21 protein-coding genes are annotated in these 22,960 nt (G+C 38.8%); 6 read left to right on the top strand and 15 right to left on the bottom strand.

The window, feature by feature from the left end:
- Window positions 1-133 precede the first annotated feature (133 nt).
- Together RCG19_RS16985 and RCG19_RS16980 are read left to right on the top strand one after the other, a co-directional pair.
- On the top strand, window positions 134-394 hold the full coding sequence (locus RCG19_RS16985) for a hypothetical protein (protein WP_166237679.1): 261 nt from the start codon (window positions 134-136) through the stop codon (window positions 392-394).
- Between the two features lie 156 nt (window positions 395-550).
- Window positions 551-2,287, top strand: coding sequence for an AAA family ATPase (locus RCG19_RS16980; RefSeq protein ID WP_308108092.1), 1,737 nt, complete (start codon window positions 551-553; stop codon window positions 2,285-2,287).
- A gap of 46 nt (window positions 2,288-2,333) precedes the next feature.
- Here the strand turns inward: RCG19_RS16980 and RCG19_RS16975 are convergent, their stop codons facing one another.
- The 4 genes from RCG19_RS16975 to RCG19_RS16960 form a co-directional block, all read right to left on the bottom strand.
- A complete protein-coding gene (locus RCG19_RS16975) occupies window positions 2,334-2,477 on the bottom strand; it encodes a YjcZ family sporulation protein (protein ID WP_166237677.1) in 144 nt (47 codons plus the stop codon).
- A 21-nt stretch (window positions 2,478-2,498) separates the two neighbouring features.
- Complete coding sequence (locus RCG19_RS16970; protein ID WP_166237676.1) at window positions 2,499-2,603, bottom strand: YjcZ family sporulation protein; 105 nt, start codon at window positions 2,601-2,603, stop codon at window positions 2,499-2,501.
- A 148-nt stretch (window positions 2,604-2,751) separates the two neighbouring features.
- A complete protein-coding gene (locus tag RCG19_RS16965; RefSeq protein ID WP_166237675.1) occupies window positions 2,752-3,177 on the bottom strand; it encodes a CotY/CotZ family spore coat protein in 426 nt (141 codons plus the stop codon).
- A 181-nt stretch (window positions 3,178-3,358) separates the two neighbouring features.
- A complete protein-coding gene (locus tag RCG19_RS16960; RefSeq protein WP_308108091.1) occupies window positions 3,359-4,540 on the bottom strand; it encodes a response regulator transcription factor in 1,182 nt (393 codons plus the stop codon).
- A gap of 288 nt (window positions 4,541-4,828) precedes the next feature.
- On the opposite strand from RCG19_RS16960, the gene RCG19_RS16955 reads away from it, so the two are divergent.
- Genes RCG19_RS16955 through RCG19_RS16945 form a run of 3 tightly spaced genes read left to right on the top strand, consistent with a single transcriptional unit; the run spans window position 4,829 to window position 6,535 of the window.
- The gene (locus tag RCG19_RS16955; protein ID WP_308108090.1) at window positions 4,829-5,428 is read left to right on the top strand and encodes a DUF6230 family protein; all 600 of its coding nucleotides are present in this window, start codon (window positions 4,829-4,831) and stop codon (window positions 5,426-5,428) included.
- Between the two features lie 38 nt (window positions 5,429-5,466).
- A complete protein-coding gene (locus tag RCG19_RS16950; protein ID WP_308108088.1) occupies window positions 5,467-5,907 on the top strand; it encodes a DUF6114 domain-containing protein in 441 nt (146 codons plus the stop codon).
- 43 nt (window positions 5,908-5,950) lie between these two features.
- Window positions 5,951-6,535 carry a hypothetical protein gene (locus tag RCG19_RS16945; protein WP_308108087.1) on the top strand — a complete coding sequence of 195 codons (585 nt, stop codon included), beginning with the start codon at window positions 5,951-5,953 and terminating at the stop codon, window positions 6,533-6,535.
- Between the two features lie 148 nt (window positions 6,536-6,683).
- Here RCG19_RS16945 and RCG19_RS16940 read toward each other — a convergent pair whose 3' ends face one another.
- On the bottom strand, window positions 6,684-7,283 hold the full coding sequence (locus RCG19_RS16940; protein ID WP_308108086.1) for a hypothetical protein: 600 nt from the start codon (window positions 7,281-7,283) through the stop codon (window positions 6,684-6,686).
- Window positions 7,264-7,701, bottom strand: coding sequence for a poly-beta-hydroxybutyrate-responsive repressor (gene phaQ / locus RCG19_RS16935; protein ID WP_166237669.1), 438 nt, complete (start codon window positions 7,699-7,701; stop codon window positions 7,264-7,266). The genes RCG19_RS16940 and phaQ overlap by 20 nt, the downstream gene beginning before the upstream one ends.
- 147 nt (window positions 7,702-7,848) lie before the next feature.
- Here phaQ and RCG19_RS16930 point away from each other — a divergent pair, with 147 nt between their 5' ends.
- Window positions 7,849-8,631 carry an alpha/beta fold hydrolase gene (locus RCG19_RS16930; RefSeq protein WP_308108085.1) on the top strand — a complete coding sequence of 261 codons (783 nt, stop codon included), beginning with the start codon at window positions 7,849-7,851 and terminating at the stop codon, window positions 8,629-8,631.
- A gap of 71 nt (window positions 8,632-8,702) precedes the next feature.
- On the opposite strand, the gene RCG19_RS16925 is transcribed toward RCG19_RS16930, so the two are convergent.
- From RCG19_RS16925 to RCG19_RS16885, 9 genes are all read right to left on the bottom strand, one after another.
- Complete coding sequence (locus RCG19_RS16925; protein WP_308108084.1) at window positions 8,703-9,782, bottom strand: alpha/beta fold hydrolase; 1,080 nt, start codon at window positions 9,780-9,782, stop codon at window positions 8,703-8,705.
- Window positions 9,783-9,802: 20 nt separating this feature from the next.
- Window positions 9,803-10,345: a polyhydroxyalkanoate biosynthesis repressor PhaR gene (locus tag RCG19_RS16920; RefSeq protein ID WP_308108083.1), complete on the bottom strand. Its 543-nt coding sequence runs from the start codon at window positions 10,343-10,345 to the stop codon at window positions 9,803-9,805.
- 18 nt (window positions 10,346-10,363) lie between these two features.
- Window positions 10,364-11,095 carry a hypothetical protein gene (locus RCG19_RS16915; RefSeq protein WP_308108082.1) on the bottom strand — a complete coding sequence of 244 codons (732 nt, stop codon included), beginning with the start codon at window positions 11,093-11,095 and terminating at the stop codon, window positions 10,364-10,366.
- A gap of 111 nt (window positions 11,096-11,206) precedes the next feature.
- On the bottom strand, window positions 11,207-12,838 hold the full coding sequence (locus RCG19_RS16910; RefSeq protein ID WP_308108081.1) for a long-chain-fatty-acid--CoA ligase: 1,632 nt from the start codon (window positions 12,836-12,838) through the stop codon (window positions 11,207-11,209).
- 377 nt (window positions 12,839-13,215) lie between these two features.
- Window positions 13,216-15,819, bottom strand: a complete 2,604-nt coding sequence (gene adhE, locus RCG19_RS16905) for a bifunctional acetaldehyde-CoA/alcohol dehydrogenase (protein ID WP_308108080.1) — start codon at window positions 15,817-15,819, stop codon at window positions 13,216-13,218.
- Between the two features lie 218 nt (window positions 15,820-16,037).
- The gene (locus RCG19_RS16900) at window positions 16,038-17,885 is read right to left on the bottom strand and encodes a heavy metal translocating P-type ATPase (protein WP_308108079.1); all 1,848 of its coding nucleotides are present in this window, start codon (window positions 17,883-17,885) and stop codon (window positions 16,038-16,040) included.
- 5 nt (window positions 17,886-17,890) lie between these two features.
- Window positions 17,891-18,121, bottom strand: coding sequence for a heavy-metal-associated domain-containing protein (locus RCG19_RS16895; RefSeq protein ID WP_308108078.1), 231 nt, complete (start codon window positions 18,119-18,121; stop codon window positions 17,891-17,893).
- Window positions 18,122-18,253: 132 nt separating this feature from the next.
- Complete coding sequence (gene ppc / locus RCG19_RS16890; RefSeq protein WP_308108077.1) at window positions 18,254-21,019, bottom strand: phosphoenolpyruvate carboxylase; 2,766 nt, start codon at window positions 21,017-21,019, stop codon at window positions 18,254-18,256.
- 400 nt (window positions 21,020-21,419) lie between these two features.
- On the bottom strand, window positions 21,420-22,775 hold the full coding sequence (locus RCG19_RS16885; protein ID WP_308108076.1) for an RNA-guided endonuclease TnpB family protein: 1,356 nt from the start codon (window positions 22,773-22,775) through the stop codon (window positions 21,420-21,422).
- Window positions 22,776-22,960: the final 185 nt, after the last annotated feature.

Genomic DNA, 22,960 nt, shown 5'->3' with positions numbered 1-22,960 from the left:
AATCATAACTTTAATCTTATCAGAGCAAATGATATCTTTGCAATATTTCAATTGATTGACCCTGATTTTTTCTTTTATCGCTTATGGTACAATACTATAATAGATAGTATGCGGATATATATTAGGAGGAAATATGGAAGTTAATAAAATTGACCCACAGACCTTAACATTGTTGCATAAAGCATTTGAAATTGTTCTTGAACAAAATAATGTCTCTTTTCATAAAATCGGCATTACTGAAGAAGGTGAGCAGCTCTTATTTTTGTATGAAGGGAAGGATGGAAAAGTTCATGTTTTTAAATGGAGTAAAGCATCTTCCTTTGGTGTTAGTATTGGTGTGCTTGCTCAAAGTGTCCTGATGCCCATTATTCCCCATCTTCGTTTACTGTCTTAGCGCTAGACAATTCTCGAAGTCGAAATTTATACTTTTTTATCTTTTAAAAAAACACACATTTTGTGTGTTTTTTTCTTCCACTGATTCCCACATCCATTTTTCTGGAAGTTACTTTATAATATTAGTAGATGACCCTGTTTAAGGAGATGATGTAGGATGAATAAAAGTAAAAAAGTAGTTTCCAAGTTTATCCCATTATTCGCTGCGATTATTTTTGTATTTTTAGGTACCGTTTGGTATGTCCAAACTTCAAATAACGAGGTCACCATTCCCTTCTCTTCAGTCGAAAAAACAATTCAGGCTCAAAATGGAAAACCAGTAACTTTGACTGAACGTGCGGATGGCAGCCTAAACATGAAAGCTGGAAACAAAGAATATATTTCTCATGTCCCGCCAAACAGTCAAATGATTGATAAACTTGTTGAAAAATATAATATCGAATATTCATATACCACTAGCAGTAAATATGGCAAGTGGATTATGGGCGGTTTCGTTTTATTACTTGCGGGTGCAGCAATTACCCTGCAAAAGAAAAAGGGCGGATTTGGCCTTCATAACTCAATGAAAAACAGTGTTTCTAAGTCTCGCCCCCTTCCTCCTATCAGTTTGAAAGACGTAGGCGGACTTGGGGAAGAGATGAAAGAAGAAATCATGCAGACAATCTCTTCCATAAAGGAGCCGGATCGGGCCATTAAATTAGGCATAAAACCACCAAAAGGAATTTTGTTGTACGGACCTCCTGGTACAGGGAAAACTTTATTGGCTCAAGCCATCGCACGCGAGTTAAATGCAGCTTTTTTCACTGCCAGTGGATCCGCTTTTAACGAATTGTTTGTTGGTGTTGGTGCCAGCCGCGTCCGTTCCTTGTTCCAAACGGCCAGGAAACAAGGTCCTGCCGTAATCTTTATTGATGAAGTGGATGCTCTAGCGGGTAAACGAAAAGCACATGGCGGAGAGGAAGCAGAAAAAACCTTAACGGAACTTCTCGTTCAACTTGATGGCGGTCATTCCAATGATGGAATATTGTTTATTGCCGCTACAAATCGAAAAGACATGCTTGATGAGGCTTTCCTAAGACCGGGAAGGATCGACTTTTCCTTCCATGTACCATTACCAGATACTAAGGGTAGAAGAGAAATTATTGATATCCATACCACGGGCAAGTCTCTTGCCAATGATGTTTTTGCATCGTTGGATGACTTAGCTGAGAGTACATCTGGTTTTTCGGGTGCTGAACTTCAGTCCCTTTTTGAAACAGCTAGCAGACGTGCAGTTAGAAATGGGCAGGATATGGTCCATAAGCATGATCTTGACTATGCCCTTGACAGGACCATTCTAGGCAGCACCTCTCGTTCCTTACAGGAACATGAAACGAAACACAGAGTGGCAATCCATGAGGCAGGACATGCAATTGTCGCCTCATTAACGAAGCCTGGTTCGGTTCGGAAAGCTACGATCATCCCTCGAGGAGAGGCTCTCGGGTATGTAGCCCCCATTCCTAAAGAATTACATTTGTCAACGAGCTCTGACTTACTTGACCGGGTTGCCATGGTATTAGCCGGTGGTGTTGCTGAAAGAATGTTTTTGGGTGAACACAGCATCGGTGTAAGCGGCGACGTACAGCAGGCAAGACAAATCATTGAACAAATGGTGGATATAGGTATGCTTCAGGACGGTTTTACTTTGACATTTAACAAACAAGATAAAGAAGTAAAAATGCAGGAACTCTTTACGAAAGGCTTAGAAAAAGCAGAAACCTTAATTAAAGGCCATCAACATCAGTATCAGCAATTAGTTGATGTTTTATTAAAGAAAGAAACAATCGAGGGTTCAGAGGTCGAAGAAATTGTTTGGGAGAAGTTGAACAACACAGAAAACCTTGTATTGGCATAAAAAAGACTTTAAAGCTCCAGTACCTTTGGCACTGGAGCTAGTTTGATTACCATCTAAAGCAAGCGGCTCCAACAATAATCAACAGAATAAATAATACGACGATTAGAGCAAAACCGCCGCCAAAGCCGACTCCACCGTAGCCACAACCACCACCATAGCCGCAGCCTCCAAATCCACCATATCCGTACATTAAAATTCCTCCTTATTTATATTAATAGAATCCATAACCCCAAGAAGCTCCAATAATGATTAACAATATAAACAAAACGACTAGTAGGGCAAATCCGCCTCCGTAGCCACCTACTGCACCAGACATTTAACATTACCTCCTTTTCTAGAATTCCATATATCCTATTCACCTAGATAAAAATGTGCGATAGACACATATCTATATTCATTAGTTTTGAAAAAAAGAATAAGCCCATTCTTTTGCAGATGAGCTATTAATCATTTTTTCAGTTTTATTAACATTTTGGTTCGATAATAGGTAGCTCCCGATTAACTAATTTGGGGGATAGTGGCTGAATTGTACAAAAACAGCTCAAATCAACTATCGTACAGTTATCCGTTTTAATCAGCGAATACACATCATCACATAAATCCACCGGGCAACCATCCATATCTACTGGTATTAAGAGTGATAGCGTTGCACAGCAATGTTTTGAATCAATATTTTCTAACCGAAAAACCTGTGTAGTGAAAAAATCCCCATATCTTGTTACCCCAAAAGTTTCAAATGGACATTTCCCATTTGAAAGGATAAATGGGATTGTGTCAAAACCAATATCCTCACAGATGAAACGGAAGCCTTCAAAAGATAATTTTTGCTGTTCTTCAAGAAGTTGTTCCATTTCATGACATATACACTGTTCAACTTCACTTATTCCCATACCCTGCCTCCTCCCATTTGTTTTACAAACATCTCCTATTGTAAATTATTCTATTCTTACCATATGGTATAGGCTCCTCTCACACGATAAACAGGTATTTATCCGAAAGGGTAGATACCTAAAAAAACTGCCAGCATATGCTGACAGTTTTTTAGCCAAAAGGATATGTTTAGCCTCAGCTTCAATCAATAATTCCCATTCGTATTGCTTTGACAGCTACTTCCGTCCTATTTTGGGCATTAAGTCTCTTCATAATATTTGATATGTAATCTCTGACAGTAAATTCACTTAGATAAAGCTTTAATGCCGCTTCTGCAGTTGAAGCACCGTCCGCTAACAACTTAATAATTTCCGTTTCTCTTGGCGACAAAGTGATGGAATCTCTTTCTGGCAACTCAGGTTTTTTAAGATCTGCTTCGATAAACTTTGAAAGCAACTCTCCAGAACTTTGCCCAAATTTCATCAATGCAGGAAACAGGCTGGTATCCACAGTAAAATGCTGTCCAGGGCCTTGGTCTAAAACAACTCCCCCAATTATTTTTCCTTCCTCTGGAACATAAATTGGAACAATAATTAACGAGGTCAAATCAAATTTCTTCACATACTTTTCCGGAAGATCCTGTTCTGCGCAGGATATATAAATCGGCTGGAAGTTTTTCATTTCGTGACCCTGTGATTTTAATTTCACAAGGCTTTCATTTAGTACTGGGATGTTGGTAATCTTTTCAGCAATTGCCTGAATTTCTTCCGTTTTTAAATGATGACCAAATAAACCAACCCCGACGCTTTCCTTATTGGTAAACTTAAAAAGTGCACACCGTTCAAATGGAAGGAAATAACCAAAGCCAAAGCAAATATTCTCTACTGACTCCTTAAAGTTTTGCGAGCGGATGATCCACTCATTAAATAAGATAACCGCATCCTTCCAAATACTATAATTCTCATTTTTCGATTGAAACAGCATCACTTCGCTTATTTTTGAAAACAAATAATGGACCGAAGGATGTAGTTTCGAGGAATAAGCAATTCTCGATTTTAAAACCTTATGAGCAGCGTTCTCTAACAAATTCAGATGGAAGATTAATGCTTCTGGTTCCGGCTGCCTGTGAAATTGAGCATTCCATTCATCCTGAATCTCATTTAACATTTGATATATATCAACGGTTCCTTCATGAACTGAACGTAAAAATCTGACTAAAAACTCACTAATAAATTCAAAAACAGCAATTGATTTTTTCTTCGTATTTTTTAGTGATTGGAGCATTTGGCTCCATTCTTGTAAAAGATCTTCTTGATATTGACTTAACATGATAACAGCATCGTTTAAAAGATTATCCAAATGGTGGTTTAATGACTTTGACATCCTTAGCAAACACCCTTCCTTGTAAATCTAGGCTGTTATTCCCCTTGTATTATAACAGTTTATACCTATTACATAATTCCCCGAAACTATTCAAAATTCCTGCTTTTCTTCCATATTATTAAATATTTTGTCACCTCTTGCTCTACATCATATATTTCAAAGATTAACTTCCTACAAATGTAGGGATTTCCAAGAAAACTAATTTATCATAAAATTATGACGAATGGTGAAAGCATTTACATTTCATTGGAATGGTTTCACATTTTTATATTAAAAGGAGGAATGTGTATGAATTTAGCAGTAGAATCGGCAATTATTGGCGGGCAGACGGTTAAGAAGAAACTCATCATTGCATTGGTAGGGGGCTTTTTATTTTTAGGAGCACTATTAGGTACTTTTGGGATGACAGGTATGGCCGCAGCCATGCCATTAGTGGGCGGGTTTACTGTCAGCTTTGACGAAATGACCGGTACAGGATTTAAACTTTATGGCAGTCTTGCCGATAGTGCCATGAAACAAAACAACCCGGTTGCTGTTAATGAAATTGACAAAGCAACAATAACCAATTTGAAAATCTCAAAATCTATACCATTTTTAGGGATAAACGCTGTCATTACTGCCGAAAAGCCAGTTGAGATTACCGGTCTTCAACAAAAAGCAACGATGGTTAAAGGCGATGCTTCATTTAATGAGCTAACCATGGCAGAAAAATTTGTTGGCGATCGTGATCTTTCGAGCCCAGCAGTACTTGCTGGAGCAGCTGCAGAACATTTTACACAAACGGCCAATTCAATAACCATTAAGAATGGTGTACTTGATACTGTGTATCTTTTCCAAAAAACCGTAACTCTTGGTGGTATGAAGGTTTCATTTGAACCAGCTAAATAACTTGTGCATCAGGGAATTAACAGGTAAGGGTGATATGAATGAGCTCTAGGTATTCAAAACGTACTAAGTTTAAGAATTGGAGAGCAAGGCGCCCCTTTTGGGGGGCGACCTTGTCCATCCTATCAGGAATCATCATTTTAATGGTACCTGCACAGCTTTACGAAATTGCAGCTGCACCAGGTAGTATGATTGTTGTTGGCCTATTATTAGGAGGTCTGACCCTTCTAATGGGTGTCCTGGCATATGTCATGCCTAAGCTTTCAACCCTGTTTGGAATTGTAGGAATCTTTACCTCGGTTTTATCCATTATGGGGGCATTAGGCGGTTTCTTAATTGGGACAATTTTAGGAATTGTTGGTGGGGCAATGATGATTGCCTGGAAACCAACAATGGCTGTAACAGATTCCCAAGATGAATCAAATAAAAATCAAATAGCTGAAATAGAGGTTGCATCAAGCAAAGAAACATTACCCGAATAATCATGCGAAGCAGTTTATATGTTACAGAAAAACGGTGATAGAGTTGAAGCAGAGAAGAAAACTTTTCAGAATTGGACTCATATTAATTATTGCAATGAGTGGATTTTTAATCCCCACGAATCATAGTTCTGCAGTTGAATCTACAATAATAGGATTTATTATTGAAGCAGATCAATTAGAAGGTACCATTAAAGGTGCGGAATTAATAAATGGGGAAACAGCCGATCAACCAAGTCGACCCATGCTTGAACTAAAATTTGAAGATACAAATGTTAAAGGATTAAAGATTAAAAAGTTAATAAAGACCCCAAATGGTATCGTCACGAACATAATTAGTTCTGGTGATACAGTTCTTTTTAATAACTTGTCCTTATCTGTTACAAATCCGGGGGAAATCGTTACTTACACACCAGATAACGGAAATTTTGGTCTAAAAAATGTTAAACTCCTCGCACACCATGTGACAAGTGATCAATCCATTCTTCCAAAATTTAATGTAAGCTTTGTAGAGGGCGGAGATGTTGAATTAGAACCCATGAATGAAACCAATCTAAGTGCGGTAAAGTCAAAGATTGAATATATACTTAACGCACAGTCTCAAACCATAAAAACAAGCGATGCTGAATAAAAGCATCGCTTGTTTTTCATTAGTACATCAAAAGTTCAATAAAGTAAAAACCACAATCTTTTTATTTTGTAAAAGACTGTGGTTCTAGCTTTTGTTAAGGATTCTATTGTCAATCAATGCTGTTAATTCCCCTTAATAATAAATATGGTTACGGAGTTTTGATTAGTTCTTTGAAACCGTTCTTGCCGCGTTCTACTAGATTTAAATGGGTATTTCTGGCCTTCTTCACATATTCCTTTCGAACAGCAAGCCAAGCATTTCTACGACCACGGTTATTGGCAATGTTTGCTTCTGCATTTTTTTCGAAATTGTCTTCTAGTTGATCGACGATATGGAAGATAGATCGAATTGGTGTAAGCGCTAATTTCTCTAATTGACCTGTAACCTCTTTCAATTGGTTCTTTAATTCTGCTCGGTCATCTACATGGATCGTTTCATCTTTCTCAACTTCTTTACCTCTATTAATTTGATGCATCAGTTCAGTTGCCATATCTTTGTTTGTTCTTTTCGCTTGCTCATACAATGTCGCCAAGGATTTACGGTATTGTTTATTGAACTTGATGACCTCCCTTACCGCATTAACATAGGCATCTTCTCGGTTCTCCCGAAGCTGCTCAGCGCGTTCACGTGATTGCTCGTACTGATCCCAAAATGTGGTAACAAATGATCCTACAACGATCGATTCCTCTACTGTTGGAATGACTTTTTCATCCGTAGTAAGAACCGTTTCACTCTTTTTCTGTGCCATCGTCCTTCCTCCTCCTACTTTTTTTTACTTTCTCTATTGGATCCCTCTTTTGAAAAGAAGGCATATAGAGCTCAAGAACACTGGAATACATCTTGAAGAATTGGTCTAGGATGGATTGATAGGTTTCTAGTTGATTGGCATAGCCTTTTAAGTATGTAACCCCTGCTTTTGTAATGGAATATCTTCTTTTTGCTGGCCCGCTTCCTGCTGTATCCCATTCTGATGAAACAAGTTCATCCTTCTCCAACTGTCTTAACATCCGGTATAAGTTCCCTTGATCAAGGGTCTTAAATCCGAATGTCTCCAACCTTTGGCTAAGTTCATATCCATGAAGAGAAACTTTGCTAAGAAGCAATAAAATAAATGGCAGCACAAAATTTTTGGATGGATTGACTGATTGATTATCTTGGTTTACCATATCTTTATCACCTCACCTACATGTATTTTACACCTATAAGTCATATTATGTCAATGTGTAAAATAAATATATGTAAAAATAGAATTTAGATGTTTACAATTGGGTGGGCTTGGTTATAAACTTAATAAAATGAAAAGGTGGTGTAAAATGGAAAATACGAGAGTCAGCAAATTAGGTGTACCTTTTTTGCATTTAGGAAAAGGGGAACCACTCGTGCTCATCCACGGGTTAGGTGAAGTGAAAGAGGGATGGCAAAATCAATTCGAGTTAGCCGACCAATTTGAATTAATTATTCCTGATTTACGCGGTCATGGGGAATGTACAAAAACGGATGGTATTTCGATTCCAAACTTTGCCGAAGACTTAATTGAATTATTGAAGGAGTTAAAAATTGAAAACGCCCACATCCTAGGTCTGTCAATGGGCGGAGCCGTTGCCCAGGAAATCTACCGTCAAGCTCCACACCTCTGTCGTTCACTCATGTTAGTCAGTACATTCCACTTTTTCCCGAAGAAACTAAGAAGTTGGTTTTTTAAGAATCGTAAAGAAAAGTTTGAAGCCGTTACGACAGCAGGAATACAAGAGGAATTCCTTGGACGTATGGCATTGTATTCCTGGCGTAAGGAAACTACAGAAAAATTTCGTCACTTTTTCCGGCCAAAACATCAGATTTTTCTTGAATCCTTGAAAAATTGTCTTGAAGTCAATAACCGCGCCCTATTGCCAAAAATCAATGTCCCTACATTAATTATTGGGGGGCAGTATGACTCTGTTTTACCTGTATGGATTCAGGCATCCATGCATAAGTTGATACCACATTCGGAATTTATTATTATGCGGAATACCGGTCATCTTGCCAAATTGGAAGCAAAAGACCGGTTTAACCGCCTATTAAGAAGGTTCCTCAATCAACAAAAATCAGCAATATAATCTTTGAGTAACGGGAAGAATCAGGTCCCCACCCATCTTCCCGTTACTAATTTATTCTGGTTTCTCTAAGGTTATACAAGTTCTTTTTGCATATGAAGTGAACGTGACGATAACCATTTATCCCAAATTTCAGCGAACACACCTGTCAATGCCAGTGAAACATGTCCCCCTTCATAAACCTCATACGTCTTATCTTCACTTGAGACTAAATCCATAATTGGCAGGCTTTGCTTATCTAACACAAGAGTATCGCGTGAACAAGAGAAAACAAAAAGCGGACATGTAATATTCTTTAAATCTACCTTCCTGCCAGCAATCATCAATTCACCTTTTAAAAGTTTATTATCCTTATAAAGATCGTTAAACATCTGCTTGAAGGCAGCACCTGTAAAGGAAGCCGTGTCCTTCGTCCATTTGTCCATGCGACGCCATTTTTCTACATAGTCCTCGTCATGCGCACGCGTGATGAGATTGATTTTAGGGCTTCCGTAAACGGGTGATAGTACCCTAAACATCAAATAGAGAAATTCTGATGGAATGGTTTCATGGGCATCAGCAAATTGGTCAAAACTTAGTGACCCATTTTGAAGACCTGCAAGCCACTTGTCAGGAACAATCCCAATGCTGAAGTCAATTGGAACAGCAGCAAGAGTTAAATTTCTTATTGGTAATTTCGTAATAGATGCCAGGATGGCTGCTACTGTTCCACCCAAACAATATCCCGCAAGAGATATTTCCTTTGCACCTGAATGTCTTAGTGCTCGCTTAAGGGCATTCTCCATATAATCAATAATATATTTATCGAGTGTAATATCACTATCTTCAAGACCTGGTGAACCCCAATCCAACAAGTAGACATCATAACCACGCTCTGTCAGACCCCCAACAACGCTGCTACCTTCGCCTACATCCAGAATGTATACCTTGTTCAAAAGAGAATAGACTAGAAAAATTGGCACATCATGTTTTTTTTCCTTCGCGGGATGATACCACAAAGTTGTTTTATTTTTCTTCCAAACACTCTGTCGTGGTGTAGGGACAATATCCGGTTTGGGCTCAGTCATTATTTTATAAAGGTTATTCCACCGTTTTGTTTCCTTCTCTATGTTTAACAGCGGAAAAAGGTTTGTTCCTAAGAGTTTAGTGCTCATTTTCATAGCTCCCTTCCATGTTATTTAGATGTGTTAGTACCGATGAGCACTAATTCTTTATCCTTTATTTTTTTTGATTCTTTCTTCTGCTGTTCCTTCTCTTTTTTTTCGATAAGGTTTTTCAAGGAAGCAAGTTCAGCTTTCACATTTTGGATTTCCGTCATTTCCTGGGATACTTTTTGAAATTCATTCTTCATTTGCATGACAATAGTTATGACTTCTTCGAACATTCTTACGTTTTCTTTTGAAATTGAACTAACACTATCTTGTAAATTCCAAAGTTGCTCCTCTAACAAATCCATTTTTTCCTCCGCCTGAATGGATAGTTTGGCGGCATTTGCAACATCTTTTTTAGTGGGTATATTCATTAGAGCTGCAACAAATTCTTGATTTTTCCTCAGCTTCTTCATGTATCGAGAATAGGTATTTAATCCTACACTTGCAGTCCGAACAAATTCTTTATTGTCGGTCAGATTGTATAATACATCGTTTAATTGTTTTTCCCACATTCCACTTAATTGCTTGAACCCAAACAATGGATCAAAATTTTGTTCATTAGACATGTTGCAGCACCCCTTGAATTATGATTTGGTTAGTTCTTCTGTTTTTTCTAAGTATTTATTTAATGGGAACATTAACGTTTTGATTTGTCGGGCAAAGAGATTAACAAAACCCTTCTGATTTTCGTAAATTAAGTTCCCGGCTTGCTTAACCGATTTAATATACTGTTCTCTGCCTTTTTTCCGGAGAGTAATATATTGGTTGATCACTTCGAGATACTTATCCATTGACAGATTTCCTGCTATCTTTTGACACGGTGCTGCAAGAATCGCCAATGTCTTTTCTTGAATTTGATCAATTTTCCCATTAATATCTTCATAAGACTTTAGCGGAAAAAAATGCTGCAGGCTGGTTGTAGACATTAGGAATTCCTCTCTAGCTGTCTTTTCCCAAGCAGAGAATTCTTGGTAAAATTGTGCAGCGATTTCAATAGCATTCCCTTGGTTACGCTGAACACTTTCAGCAAAAAGACTTGCCTTCTTCAAGAAAACTTCATCCCGAAAATCAGCGCGGCTTGCCCATTCATCTAACTCACCAAATGCCTTGCGCCATAGAATGTCAAGGCTGGAAAGCTGTTCATCGCTATCGTCCTTTTCTATAGTTTTCTCTTCCGTTGACTGGACCTTAACCACTGGGTCTTCTTCCTTACTTCCGTTTGATTCATTTACTGACTTTACTTCAGCTTCCGGCTGTGTCTCATGGAGTTCTTTAACCTTTTTTGATTCTTTTTCATTTTCTTTTTTTCCAGCCATCTTTCTCGCTCCTTTTAAAAGAAATTATGTGCGTGAATGTTGTGAAAGTTTGTCTATGATGAAGTATTGTAGAGAAGAATCGCATGCGTTAATGCTTTTTCTGGGGTGTGTTTATACTTGAGCTTTTTCCTGTTCTTGGCGTAACATTCTCCTTAATAACTTGCCGACAGATGACTTAGGAAGTTCATCTAGTATTTCAATTTCTTTCGGCACCTTGTAAGGCGCTAAATTTATCTTTGCAAAATCTATCAGTTTTTCCGGTGTTATATCTGTACCTGGTTTTAACTTAACAAAGGCTTTTACTGTTTCTCCTCTATATGTGTCTGGAACACCAATGACAATTGCCTCCTCCACCGCTTCATGCTGGTACAGCACCTCTTCAATTTCGCGTGGGTAAACATTGTAGCCGCTTGCAATAATAATATCCTTCTTGCGATCCAAAATGTAAAAATAGCCGTCTTCATCCATTTTTGCGATGTCCCCGGTAAATAGCCAGCCATCTTTTAACACCATTTCTGTATCCCCGGGACGCTTCCAATATCCTTTCATCACTTGTGGTCCGCGAAGGATTAACTCTCCAGCCTCACCTACTGGTACATCTATAATCCCTTCTGAAGTTTCTTCTACAATTCTTGCCTCGGTACCTGGGAGCGGAATACCAACGCTTCCTAATTTCCGCGGCAGGAATGGCGGTGTAGAGATAGCAGACGGAGCTGTTTCTGATAATCCGTAGCCGTCCGATAATCTTGCACCTACCCTTTTTTCAAATGATTTAACTTGTTCAATTGGGAGCGGAGCGCCGCCGCTGCTTAAGTAATAAATATCACCGATGTTACTATCTTCTAAATCTGGGTGACTATTCAAAGCAAAAATCATGGTCGGAACAGCCGTCATTTGAAACGGTTTCTCACGTTTAACTAGTTCTAACACTTCATTAACATCAAATCGAGGTAAAATGAGCTGATTACAGCCAATTCTTATGGCTGATAGTGCATTACAAGAAAGCCCATATACATGAAACATTGGCAGAACACTTACAATTTTGAAGTTTTCCGGTTTCTCATCGACGGCATTATAGGTGAAATCGCATACCTGAATAATGTTGGCCAGTAAATTATGATGTGTAAGCATCACCCCTTTAGATACCCCGGTTGTTCCGCCAGTATATTGAAGTAGGGCTACATCATCATGGATGTCAATGGGAATATCAGGCATCACATTATCATGTGTTAAAAAGTCTTCAAAATAAATATCTCCGTCTGCAAGCGGAAGTTTATTCTCTCCAAACCCAACGACAATGACTTTTTTCAAAGATGTCTTTGGCTGGACCTGCTTTACTCTAGGATAAAATGCTTCAAAAACAACCATGTATTCCGCATCAGAATCATTGAGGATATATTCAATTTCTCTCTCGATATACATGGGATTTACTTGAACGGCAATACCGCCTAACCGAAATGTAGCAAATAAGCTAAAAATGTAATGCGGGCAGTTCGGGAGCATGATAGCCAATCTCTCACCCTTTTTCAGCCCGACCCGATATAATGAAGCGGCAAACCATTCAGAAATCATTCTGGTTTCCTTATAGCTCCAAGACTTTCCGAAGAACGATAGCGCCGGATTATCATGATGAATATTTGCTGCCTGCCTTAATAGGTCAAATAATGAATCATATTCAATTGATACTTCCTTGCTAATTCTTGGATCGTAAAATTTCAGCCATGGCTTTTTCTGATAAACCATATTATTCCCCTCCTTATTTTCTCTACCAAATGAAACATGAAAGTGAAACTGAAACCTTTCACCCTATTAAACTTGGAAGAAGTTGAATCCACTTAAATTATTGTTTTAAAATAGATATTTGTAAATGTACTGTTTTCGACATATTTCATCAATTTCCATAATTTTAAGTTCGAGAAGGGGTGTTTTACGTCTAATTTCGGCACAAGGAGATTAAAATCGACAAGTACTCGTAATTGTTCACAAAACATTCGTTTTTTTTTGATCCTGTTGACGGTTATATAGTTATATCAAAAAAGGAAATTACTATAAATGAATTGCTTAAAGTAATAACCATTTTCAGTCAGTCCCAGCATGCATCCTGGGACTGATCTTCATACTTATACGCCCCTAAAAGCCTGACGATATATTTCTGCAAGCTCGCTAATAAATGGTTGTTTTGGATTTGCAATGGTATCCTGATCGTCAAATGCGTTTTTGGCAAGTAAGGCTACTTTGCTTTCAAACACCTCTTTATTAACACCATTTGCTTGAATACTCATCTTAATATCTAATTCCTCTGCAAGGCTGACAATTGCCTTGATTAAACTGTCAACCCCTTCTTCTGTTGTGCTCGCAGGGAGTCCAAGCATTTTGGCAATTTCCGCATAGCGTACATCCGCAATAAAGTGTTCGTATTTAGGATAAGTCATAAACTTATTCGGTTTTGCGGCATTATAACGAATTACGTGCGGCAAGAGGATAGCATTTGCGCGTCCATGCGGTATACTAAACTCAGCCCCGAGCACGTGGGCAAGACTATGATTAATACCTAAAAAGGCATTACCGAAAGCCATTCCTGCTATTGTCGATGCATTATGCATCTTTTCCCTTGCTAGTTCATCACTTCCATCACTGTATGCCCGCGGCAAATAATCAAAAACGAGCTGGATGGCCTTAAGTGCCAACCCGTCTGTATAATCATTGGCCAAAACTGATACATAAGACTCAATTGCATGGGTCAGAACATCCATCCCAGTGTCTGCAGTAACCTGTTTCGGAACTGTCATGACAAACTGTGGATCTACAATGGCAATATCAGGCGTCAGTTGGAAATCTACCAGTGGATATTTCTTATTGGTCTTTTTATCCGTAATAACGGTAACAGAAGTAACCTCTGAACCTGTCCCAGATGTGGTTGGGATTGCCACCAATTTTGCTTTACTGCGAAGAGCCGGAAATTTTACGACTCTCTTTGACGGATCAAAGAACTTTTGTGTTAAGCTATGGAAATCAGTCTCTGGATGTTCGTAGAAAAGCCACATCGCTTTTGCTGCATCCATAACAGAACCGCCACCAAGGGCGATGATGCAATCCGGCTGGAACCTTCTCATTCTTTCTGCACCATTCATAACCGTCTCAATACTAGGATCTGGTTCTACTTCTGAGAATGATTCGAACTGGATTTGTGCACCATTCTTATTCAAATAATAGAGAACTTTATCAACATAGCCATTTTTTATAGAGCTTCCACTGGTAACGATAAATGCTTTCGAAATACCTGGAATCTGTGCAAGCATTTGAATGGAATTTTGCTCAAAGAAAACTTGTGAAGGCACTTTAAACCATTGCGTCATTTTTCTTCTTTTCGCTACCTTTTTAATATTGATTAAATTCGCTGCTCCGACATTTTGCGACACAGAGTTACCTCCATAAGTTCCACATCCAATTGTCAAAGATGGCAACGATGTATTATAGATATCTCCGATTGCCCCATGGGTTGATGGTGTATTGACAATAATTCGTCCCGCTTTCATCTGCAGTGAGAATTGTTCGATTAGATTTTGGTCAGCTGTATGAAGTGCCGCAGAGTGCCCAAGACCGCCATATTCTAATGTTTCCGCAGCAATCTGCAAACCCTCAGCCGTACTGTTAACTTTATAACAGGCTAAAATCGGGCTTAACTTTTCACAAGATAGTGGATAGTTCGGGCCTACACCTTCTAATTCGGCAATTAGGATTTTGGTATTGACTGGAACATTTACCCCCGCCATTTTCGCAATCAAATAGGCAGGTAATCCAACAATCATTGGGTTAAGTGCAGCGTGTTTTGGATCAATGGCGATTTGCTCTACCAATTGACGCTCCTCATCATTTAGGAAATAGCAGTTATTAACAAGTAACTCCTGCCTTACCTCGTCATATATTTCTTTGTCAATAATAAGCGCCTGTTCTGAAGCACAAATCATCCCATTGTCAAACGTTTTTGATAGAATAAGATCATTGACAGCCCGTTTGATATTGGCTGTTTTTTCGATATAGCACGGTACATTCCCAGCCCCAACACCAAGTGCAGGCTTTCCAGAACTGTAGGCAGCTGTCACAAGGTTAGGTCCTCCTGTTGCAAGTATGAGCGAAACCAATGGATGTTTCATTAAGGTTTGGAATGCCTCATGGGAAGGAACTTCAATCCACTGGATGCAATTTTCCGGTGCCCCTGCTTTTATGGCTGCCTCCCTAAGCAGTTCAGCAGCAACCGTACAGCATTTTTGTGCATAACGCGGAAAGGCAAATATAATTGGATTTCTTGTTTTAAGTGAAATTAACGATTTAAATATAACGGTTGATGTCGGATTTGTAATGGGGATTATTCCGGCAATGACACCTACTGGCTCGGCCATTTCAACCATACCTTCATTTTCATTTTCACTTATAACTCCTACCGTTCTCATATCTCTAATGTTGTTATAGATACACTCGGTAGCAAACATATTTTTGAAAACCTTATCTTCATAGACCCCTCTTTTTGTTTCATCAATAGCCAGCTTTGCTAAGTATTTATGATTTTCGAGAGCTATTAGCGCCATCTGCTTAACAATTTCATCTACCATTTCTTGATTGAAGGAACGAAACTCCTCCAATGCCTTTGCAGCTTTATTGGCTAATGTATCAATCATTTCCGGAACTAAATGTTTTTCTTTGACCACTTTTTCTTTTACAGCCATTCAAAATCCCCTCCAGAATTTATAAACTTTTGCATTTTCAAAAGAATGAGGCTTCCTCAACCAGTGCGTGAGCTCTTCAGATTCACTCCCTTATTCCTATTCTGGCTAAAATATACCATGTTGCATGAATCGAATAATGTCGAACTTTGCGCCAAAATGAATGAATAGCCATTCATTTTTAAAAAGTTCACAAAATGTTCAAAATTTTACCACACCAGTCACCTGGCATATTTATATCGCACAAGTCTAAGTGCATTTAAGATAACCACCAATACACTAAATTCATGAATGAACATCCCTGCGGCAAGAAAAATATTCTTGGATAAAACTCCTGCTAATAAAATCACAACAGTTACAACAGCAAAAGACATATTTTGCTTCATATTACTGACAGTTGCTTTCGCTAATGTATATCCATGAACTAGCCTATCAAGCTTATCAGAGATAATGATCATATCCGCGGTTTCCATTGCCGCATCAGTTCCTGACCCACCCATGGCAATCCCAATATCGGCGATTGCAATGGCAGGTGCATCATTGATGCCATCACCGACCATAGCTGTCCTATAACCCTGCTGTTGAAGTTGTTTAATCTGCCTTACTTTATCTTCTGGGAGAAGTTCAGCAAAATATTGGTCCATTCCGAGCTGATTTGCGACTTTATTAGCTGTGTGCCGGTTATCTCCTGTAAGCATAACTATTTGTTTTACTCCGCATTGCTTTAACTTTTGAATCGTTTTAGCAGCCTCATCACGTATTTGATCGGCAATTGAAATAACGCCGATAATGGTATTGTTTAATGCAGTGAAAACCGCTGTATTTCCGTCCAACTCTTGCTGCTCTGCGTATACTTCCACCGTATCAGGAATAGGTATTTGATTTTCATTCATCCATTTTCTATTCCCAATTACCATCTTTTTATCTTTGATGGTTGCTTTTATACCGTGCCCTTTCATCACCTCAACATCATTAGGCTGATTTATAAGTTTTAATCCTCTGCCTACGGCTGCTTTTACAATGGTTCGTCCTAAATGATGTTCCGAAATAACCTCTGCCTCAGCCACCATCGTTAAAAATTCATCCTCATCCATTCCATAGGTTTGGATAGCTGTTACCTCCGGCTGCCCTTTTGTGAGTGTACCCGTCTTATCAAACACAACAACATCGATTTTTGCCAGTTTCTCCATTATTTCTCCGCCTTTTATCAGGACACCGTGCTTAGCACCATTCCCAATCCCCGCAACAAGCGATACGGGCGCAGAAATGACCAAGGCACCCGGACAGGCTATTACCAGGAAGGTCAGCGTTAATTCAATATCCTTCGTAAAAACAAAGACAATCAGGGATAGAATAATAATCGCTGGTGTATAAAGGTTGGAGAACTTTTCTAAAAACTTCTGAGTTTTCGCCTTTGACTCTTGGGCCTCTTCCACTAGCTCAATAATTCTGGAAAACGTCGTGTCCTCCCCGACTTTTTCAGCCAGCACTTCAATATATCCGCTATCAACGATCGTTCCACTAAATACATGATCATTTTTTTGTTTTCTGACAGGGACAGACTCCCCTGTAATCGCTGCTTCATTTAAGAATGCTTGACCCGAAGTTATTATTCCGTCAACAGCAATTTTTTCGCCAGAGGGAATGAGTAAAAGTTCTCCTTTAGTGACCTCTTCAGCGGGAACAATGATTGATTTCCCCTCTCTTTTCACTGTGGCTTTAAGAGGGGTCATTTCCATCAAAGATTTTAATGAATTCCGTGTTTTTTCGAGAGAATGTGCTTCAAGGTATGCCCCTAGTAAAAACAAAAAGGTAACAGCTGCAGATTCCACATATTCCCCAAGTATCATTGCCCCCACCACGGCAATCGTGACAAGTAACTCAATACTAAAGGCCTTCATCCTAGCGGATTGCCATGCCTTTTTTACGATAGGATAACCAGCTATTAAGGTAGCAAGGATGAGCATCGCATCTTGTAAGACATTTATTTTGATAAAGTGAAATAAAAAGGCAGCTGCTAGCAAGCTGCCTGAAATAAAGACGATGACTCCTCTCATATTTCGATTCATTTTTATCACCTCCCGTTTGTTTCGTTTGTACTCAACACTTGGTAGCCTAACTTTTCAATTACATCCTTTAAACTAGTTGATTCAATGATACTCTCATCAAAAACAACCTTAACTTTGCTAGAGTTAAATAGTACCTGTGCCCCTTCGACACCTTTCGTATTTAAAAGTGCTCGTTCAATCTTTTTAATACAGCTTGGGCAGGTAAGGTCCTCCAGGTGCAATTTAATAGTTTTCATTGTTCATTTCCCCTTTCTGTTATTTCCTCTTAATCTTATAGGGAATGAGAAACTTCAACCTTGACCGTTGTCAAATTTATAAAAAAAGGCGATAAACCTTTATTAAAAAGTTTATCGCCTTTTAAAACTATATCAACCTGTATTTCGTAAACCGGCGGAGATTCCGCTGATAGTGAGAAGCACTTCCGTGAGTAACTCTTCACTCGGCTCCTCCTGTTTTCGTAACTTTCTAATAAGATCAACTTGTAAAAAGTTTAACGGATCCACGTAGGGATTTCGTCTGTAGACAGATTCTTTGATATTAGGTGTGTGATCAAGCAATTCTTTATCACCGGTAATTTTAAGAAGAATTGCCTTTGTTTTTTCATACTCTTCGAGAATATCGGCAAAAGTTCTATCTGCAATTGATTGATCTTCTACAAGCAATAAATATTCTTTTGCCGTTGTAATGTCTGCTTTCATCAAAGCCATATGTAGATTATTAATGGTTGATTGAAAGAACGGCCACTTCCCATACATTTCCTGTAGAAGCTTAAGGTTTTGCTCACTTTTTGCCGCATAGTTGTCTAAACCTGTTCCGGCTGCATACCACGCAGGAAGCAGCTGACGGCTTTGTGTCCATGCAAATACCCACGGAATCGCCCTTAGGTCCTCAAATCTGCCTTTATTCTTACGACTCATCGGTCTTGAGCCGATATTTAGGTCACCGATTTCTTTTAAGGGTGTTCCTTGATTAAAGTAGGTAAGAAAATCAGGATCCCCAAATACAAGTGCTTGATATTTTGCTAAAGAATCACTTGAGATTTCCTCAATAGCTTCTTCCCAAACCTGTTCGCGAAATTGCCCCTGCTCCACTTCTTTTGAAACATGTGTGGCAGCTAGAATCAAGGTAGAGGTCGCTTGTTCCAAACTACGATAGGCAATATCCTCAAGAAGATATCTTGAAGAGAGCACTTCACCTTGTTCAGTAATTTTAACGCCATCGCCGATTGTTTCTGCCGGTTGTGAAAGAATACTTTTATTTAACGGACCACCGCCACGTCCTAATGATCCCCCGCGGCCATGGAAAAATTTAAGGCCAATCTGATACCTTTTTGCCATTTCATGTATTTCAATCTGTGCTTTATACAGCTTCCAGTTAGCTGTTAACGTTCCACCGTCTTTACTTCCATCAGAGTAACCAAGCATAATCTCCTGCTGGTCCCCCATAATTTGCAAATGATTGCGGTAAACAGGCATGTTGAAAAGTCTTTCCATGATGGCTGGTCCAGCAGATAAATCGTCGATTGTTTCTAGTAATGGAGCCACATGTAAATGACTTTCTAGTGTTCCGTCGGCATGAAGTCGGTAAATTCCGGCTTCTTTTGCTAAAACAAGAACCTCTAGTAAGTCACTTGAAGATTTCGTCATACTAACAAGATAAACAGAAATCGACCGCTTTCCAAATTCCTCGTGCGCCGCTTTAATCATTTGGAACACTTTAATCATTTCCTGTGTTTCAGCGGAATAATCTTCATTTAGTAGAAGGAGTGGTCGAGGGTCCATAAGAATTCCCTGCAATATTTTTACCTTTTCCTCTTCAGAAAGTGTTGCATAATTTTCGGCAATTTGTACTTTGCGCAGGATTTCCGTCATAGCTGCCTCATGCTCACCACTATGGTTCCGGATATCAAGTGTGGCTAAATGGAAGCCAAACAGCTGAACTTGACGAATCAGCTTTTGAATAATTTTTAATTCATGTGCTGTTGGATGATGTTGTTTTAAGCTATTGTCAATCATGAACAAATCGGCTAATAATTCATCAGCTGATTGATAACCCGTGTCGGATTTACCAACCTGCCGTATTCTTTCAATGATCATAGCGAAAACCCGTCGGTAAACTTCTGTTTTTATCGGCCATTTTTTCTCTTCTGTTAAAAATACTTCCTCTTTTTCCTCAAGAAAGGAAAGAAGCTCGTCACTAACCTTAACCCTTTTCGTAGAATGACTGTATCGTTTCATTAAGTCTATTAAAACATTTTTATATTTTTTTAAGACAAGCCTCCGCTGCCTTTCCAATGTCCCCCAAGTAACATCATGGGTAACATTTGGATTACCATCGCGGTCACCACCAATCCATGAGCCAAAACGAAGGAAATTGGGAACATCCCAAGAAGTGCTCGGATAGTTTTTTTCAAGACACTCTGCGACCTCCTGATGAATATCAGGCAGTACCTCAAATAATGTCTGATCGAAATAATACAACCCGTTCCTGACTTCATCCAGCACAGTCGGTTTATGTTCACGCAATTCATCCGTTTGCCAAAGAATCGCCACTTCATTAAAAAGGCTCTCTTCTAGCTTTTTTTGCTCTCTTGTCGACAGTAATGGATGATCAAGCTGGTTTAATAATGCCGCTATTCTTTGCTGAATTTCAAGAATAGAACGTTTTGTCGCCTCCGTAGGATGTGCAGTTATGACTAGTTCCAGCGACAATGTTTGTAATACATTTTGAATAACCTCATCTTGAATGTCATTTTCTTTCAGTTTAAGGATAGCACTCTCGATTGATGCAGGCTGAACGATCGTTTCGTCCTGGAGTTGATACTGTCTGCGCCTCCTAATTCGATGGTTCTGTTCTGCTGCATTGATCAAATGGAAGTACATCGAAAATGCCCGAATAACTTGTTTCCGCATTGGCGAGCTTAGGCTGGAAATCTCCTCTTTTAGGGCTGTGTAAATCTCTTGATCAAAGTGAGTCCTAAGTGTTTTGCACATAAGTCTTATTTTTTCTACTTTTTCAAAGAGTTCCTGACCATCATGGTTTACCAGGATTTCTCCTAGCATATTCCCAAGTAATTTTACATCGCGGCGTAATGGAAGACTGCTGTCATTTACTTTCGATTCTTCAATTGCCATATGGATCACCTTCCCCTTATTCAAAAGATTCGCTAAATTTTATATATAAATATAACATTTTTTTATGAAAATGTTCAATATTTAAATTTACTTTATCACTTTAGACTGAAAAAGAACATGTCAACTACCCCCACTGAGGTGAGCCTTTCAGTGGGGGCTTGAGTTAGAACTCTAGGTCTTCTCGTCTATCTCTAGACATTTTGACGCTCTAAAATTCATGCCACCTTACGGTAACACCCCAAGTGAGTTTTTGGTTGGTACTGGCAACGAACTATCGTTTTCCCACTTGCACCACCGTTTCGAGCAGTTTTTCCTTACGGAAAAAGTCACCGCTCAGATTACTCTGGCGTGTGCTACAAGCCCCGACAAGTCGAGTACACATGGATGGTTGACACACCCACTAAGCTATGCGCGAAGCAACAGCCTTACGTTTTTGCACTTCTAATAGAATTGGAGTTTTAATTTTGAGGTTTTCATCCAATTCTATAACTTCTGATTTTCGTAACGTATTCAATGCGCCATTTATGTCTGCATGGATACATTTGCCCAGTTTACTTTGATAAAGACCACGAGTGATTCGTTTGCCGCAAAAATGATAGTTTGTTTTATCATCTTTTGAACAAACAGGAATCTCATCTCTATCTTGAAAACTAGCTTTTGATGTATAACTTTCTTCTTGTTTGAGGAATCGAATACCTTCTTTCAAACATTTGTTTTCAATGGCAGAAATCAGCCTTTGAAAAGGGATTTGAACAAATTTCTGATTGTTCTTCTTTCCCATATCAACTTCTTGTTTCCAACCGGCGTTATAGCCAACAACAATGGTATCAATATTAAGTTCACCAACTTTTTTGAACAACAAACCGACGGTTTGTGAAATATATCCGTTGATTTGGCTTTCACGTTTGTTCCAAAGAGCTGCCATCTGATTTGTTACCACACGTTTCGAAAGACCATTTTCGATATTTTTTTGTTGTAAGTTACTTATTGTTTTGTTGAAGTATTGGTTAATAGACTTTAACTTTTTACCATCAATTAAGAACGTATCGCCCATATTTGTTGCACAACTTATCAATCTATCTACGCCCAAATCACAACTCAAAGCATTAACTGTAGTCGTTGGTTGCTTTTTCATTTGAGGTTTTTGCACTTCATAAGTGTAATGTACCTCAAAGAACCGACCTTTTTGTTTGGGCACAATTTCAATGTAGGATATTTTTTTGTTTAACAAATTCTTTGGCATACGTATTTTAATAGAACCAAATATTTTTCTGAATTCAACATTCATAGGAATAGACCAATACCCGTTATCATCAACTTTCGGAACTTGATAGATTTCTATGATTCGTTTTTCTGTTGACCCAGAATACTTTGGAAACTTTGGACGACCAGTGAATTTTTCAGGTGCTTTCTTCCACTGTTCTAACGCTTTAAAAAAGCTCTTCGCTTCCGCATACAACGTTCTACGAATAGCTTGAACCGAGTTTGATTGAACACCCCAATAGTTCACATCAGCTTGCATGGCAGCATCTACTTCTTTTACAGTTGCCATCTTGTTGGTGTTCAAATAGCCTTGTTTAATTGCATACAACCCAACATTTCGCAACGCCTTGGAGCTATGTGACATCCTCTGAAGCAGACGAAATTCTTTAGCCGTAAGGCTAGCTCCTCCAATATTTTGTTTTTGAGTGAAACGCTGGATGTTTTCACTTTTCTTTTGCTTACGCAATACTTTAACAGGTTTCTTTCTAGTCATGAGTTTCACCGCCTTTCCAACTTAATTATACTACAGTCGTAAACGGAAAAGCGAACATTCGCTCCTAAATTTTGAAAAATACAAAAAAGTTAAGCCTATCGGCTGACAGCAATTCATCTCCACCTGAATGGTTGGGCTTCGCCCGTAACACAAATCAGATGGAGTCTTCTTGCTGAAGAGGATAA

The sequence above is a fragment of the Neobacillus sp. OS1-2 genome (assembly GCF_030915505.1).
Taxonomy (GTDB): Bacteria; Bacillota; Bacilli; order Bacillales; family Cytobacillaceae; genus Neobacillus.
The sequence above is the reverse complement of the archived record's forward strand: the minus strand, read 5'-3'. Positions and strand labels throughout refer to the sequence as shown.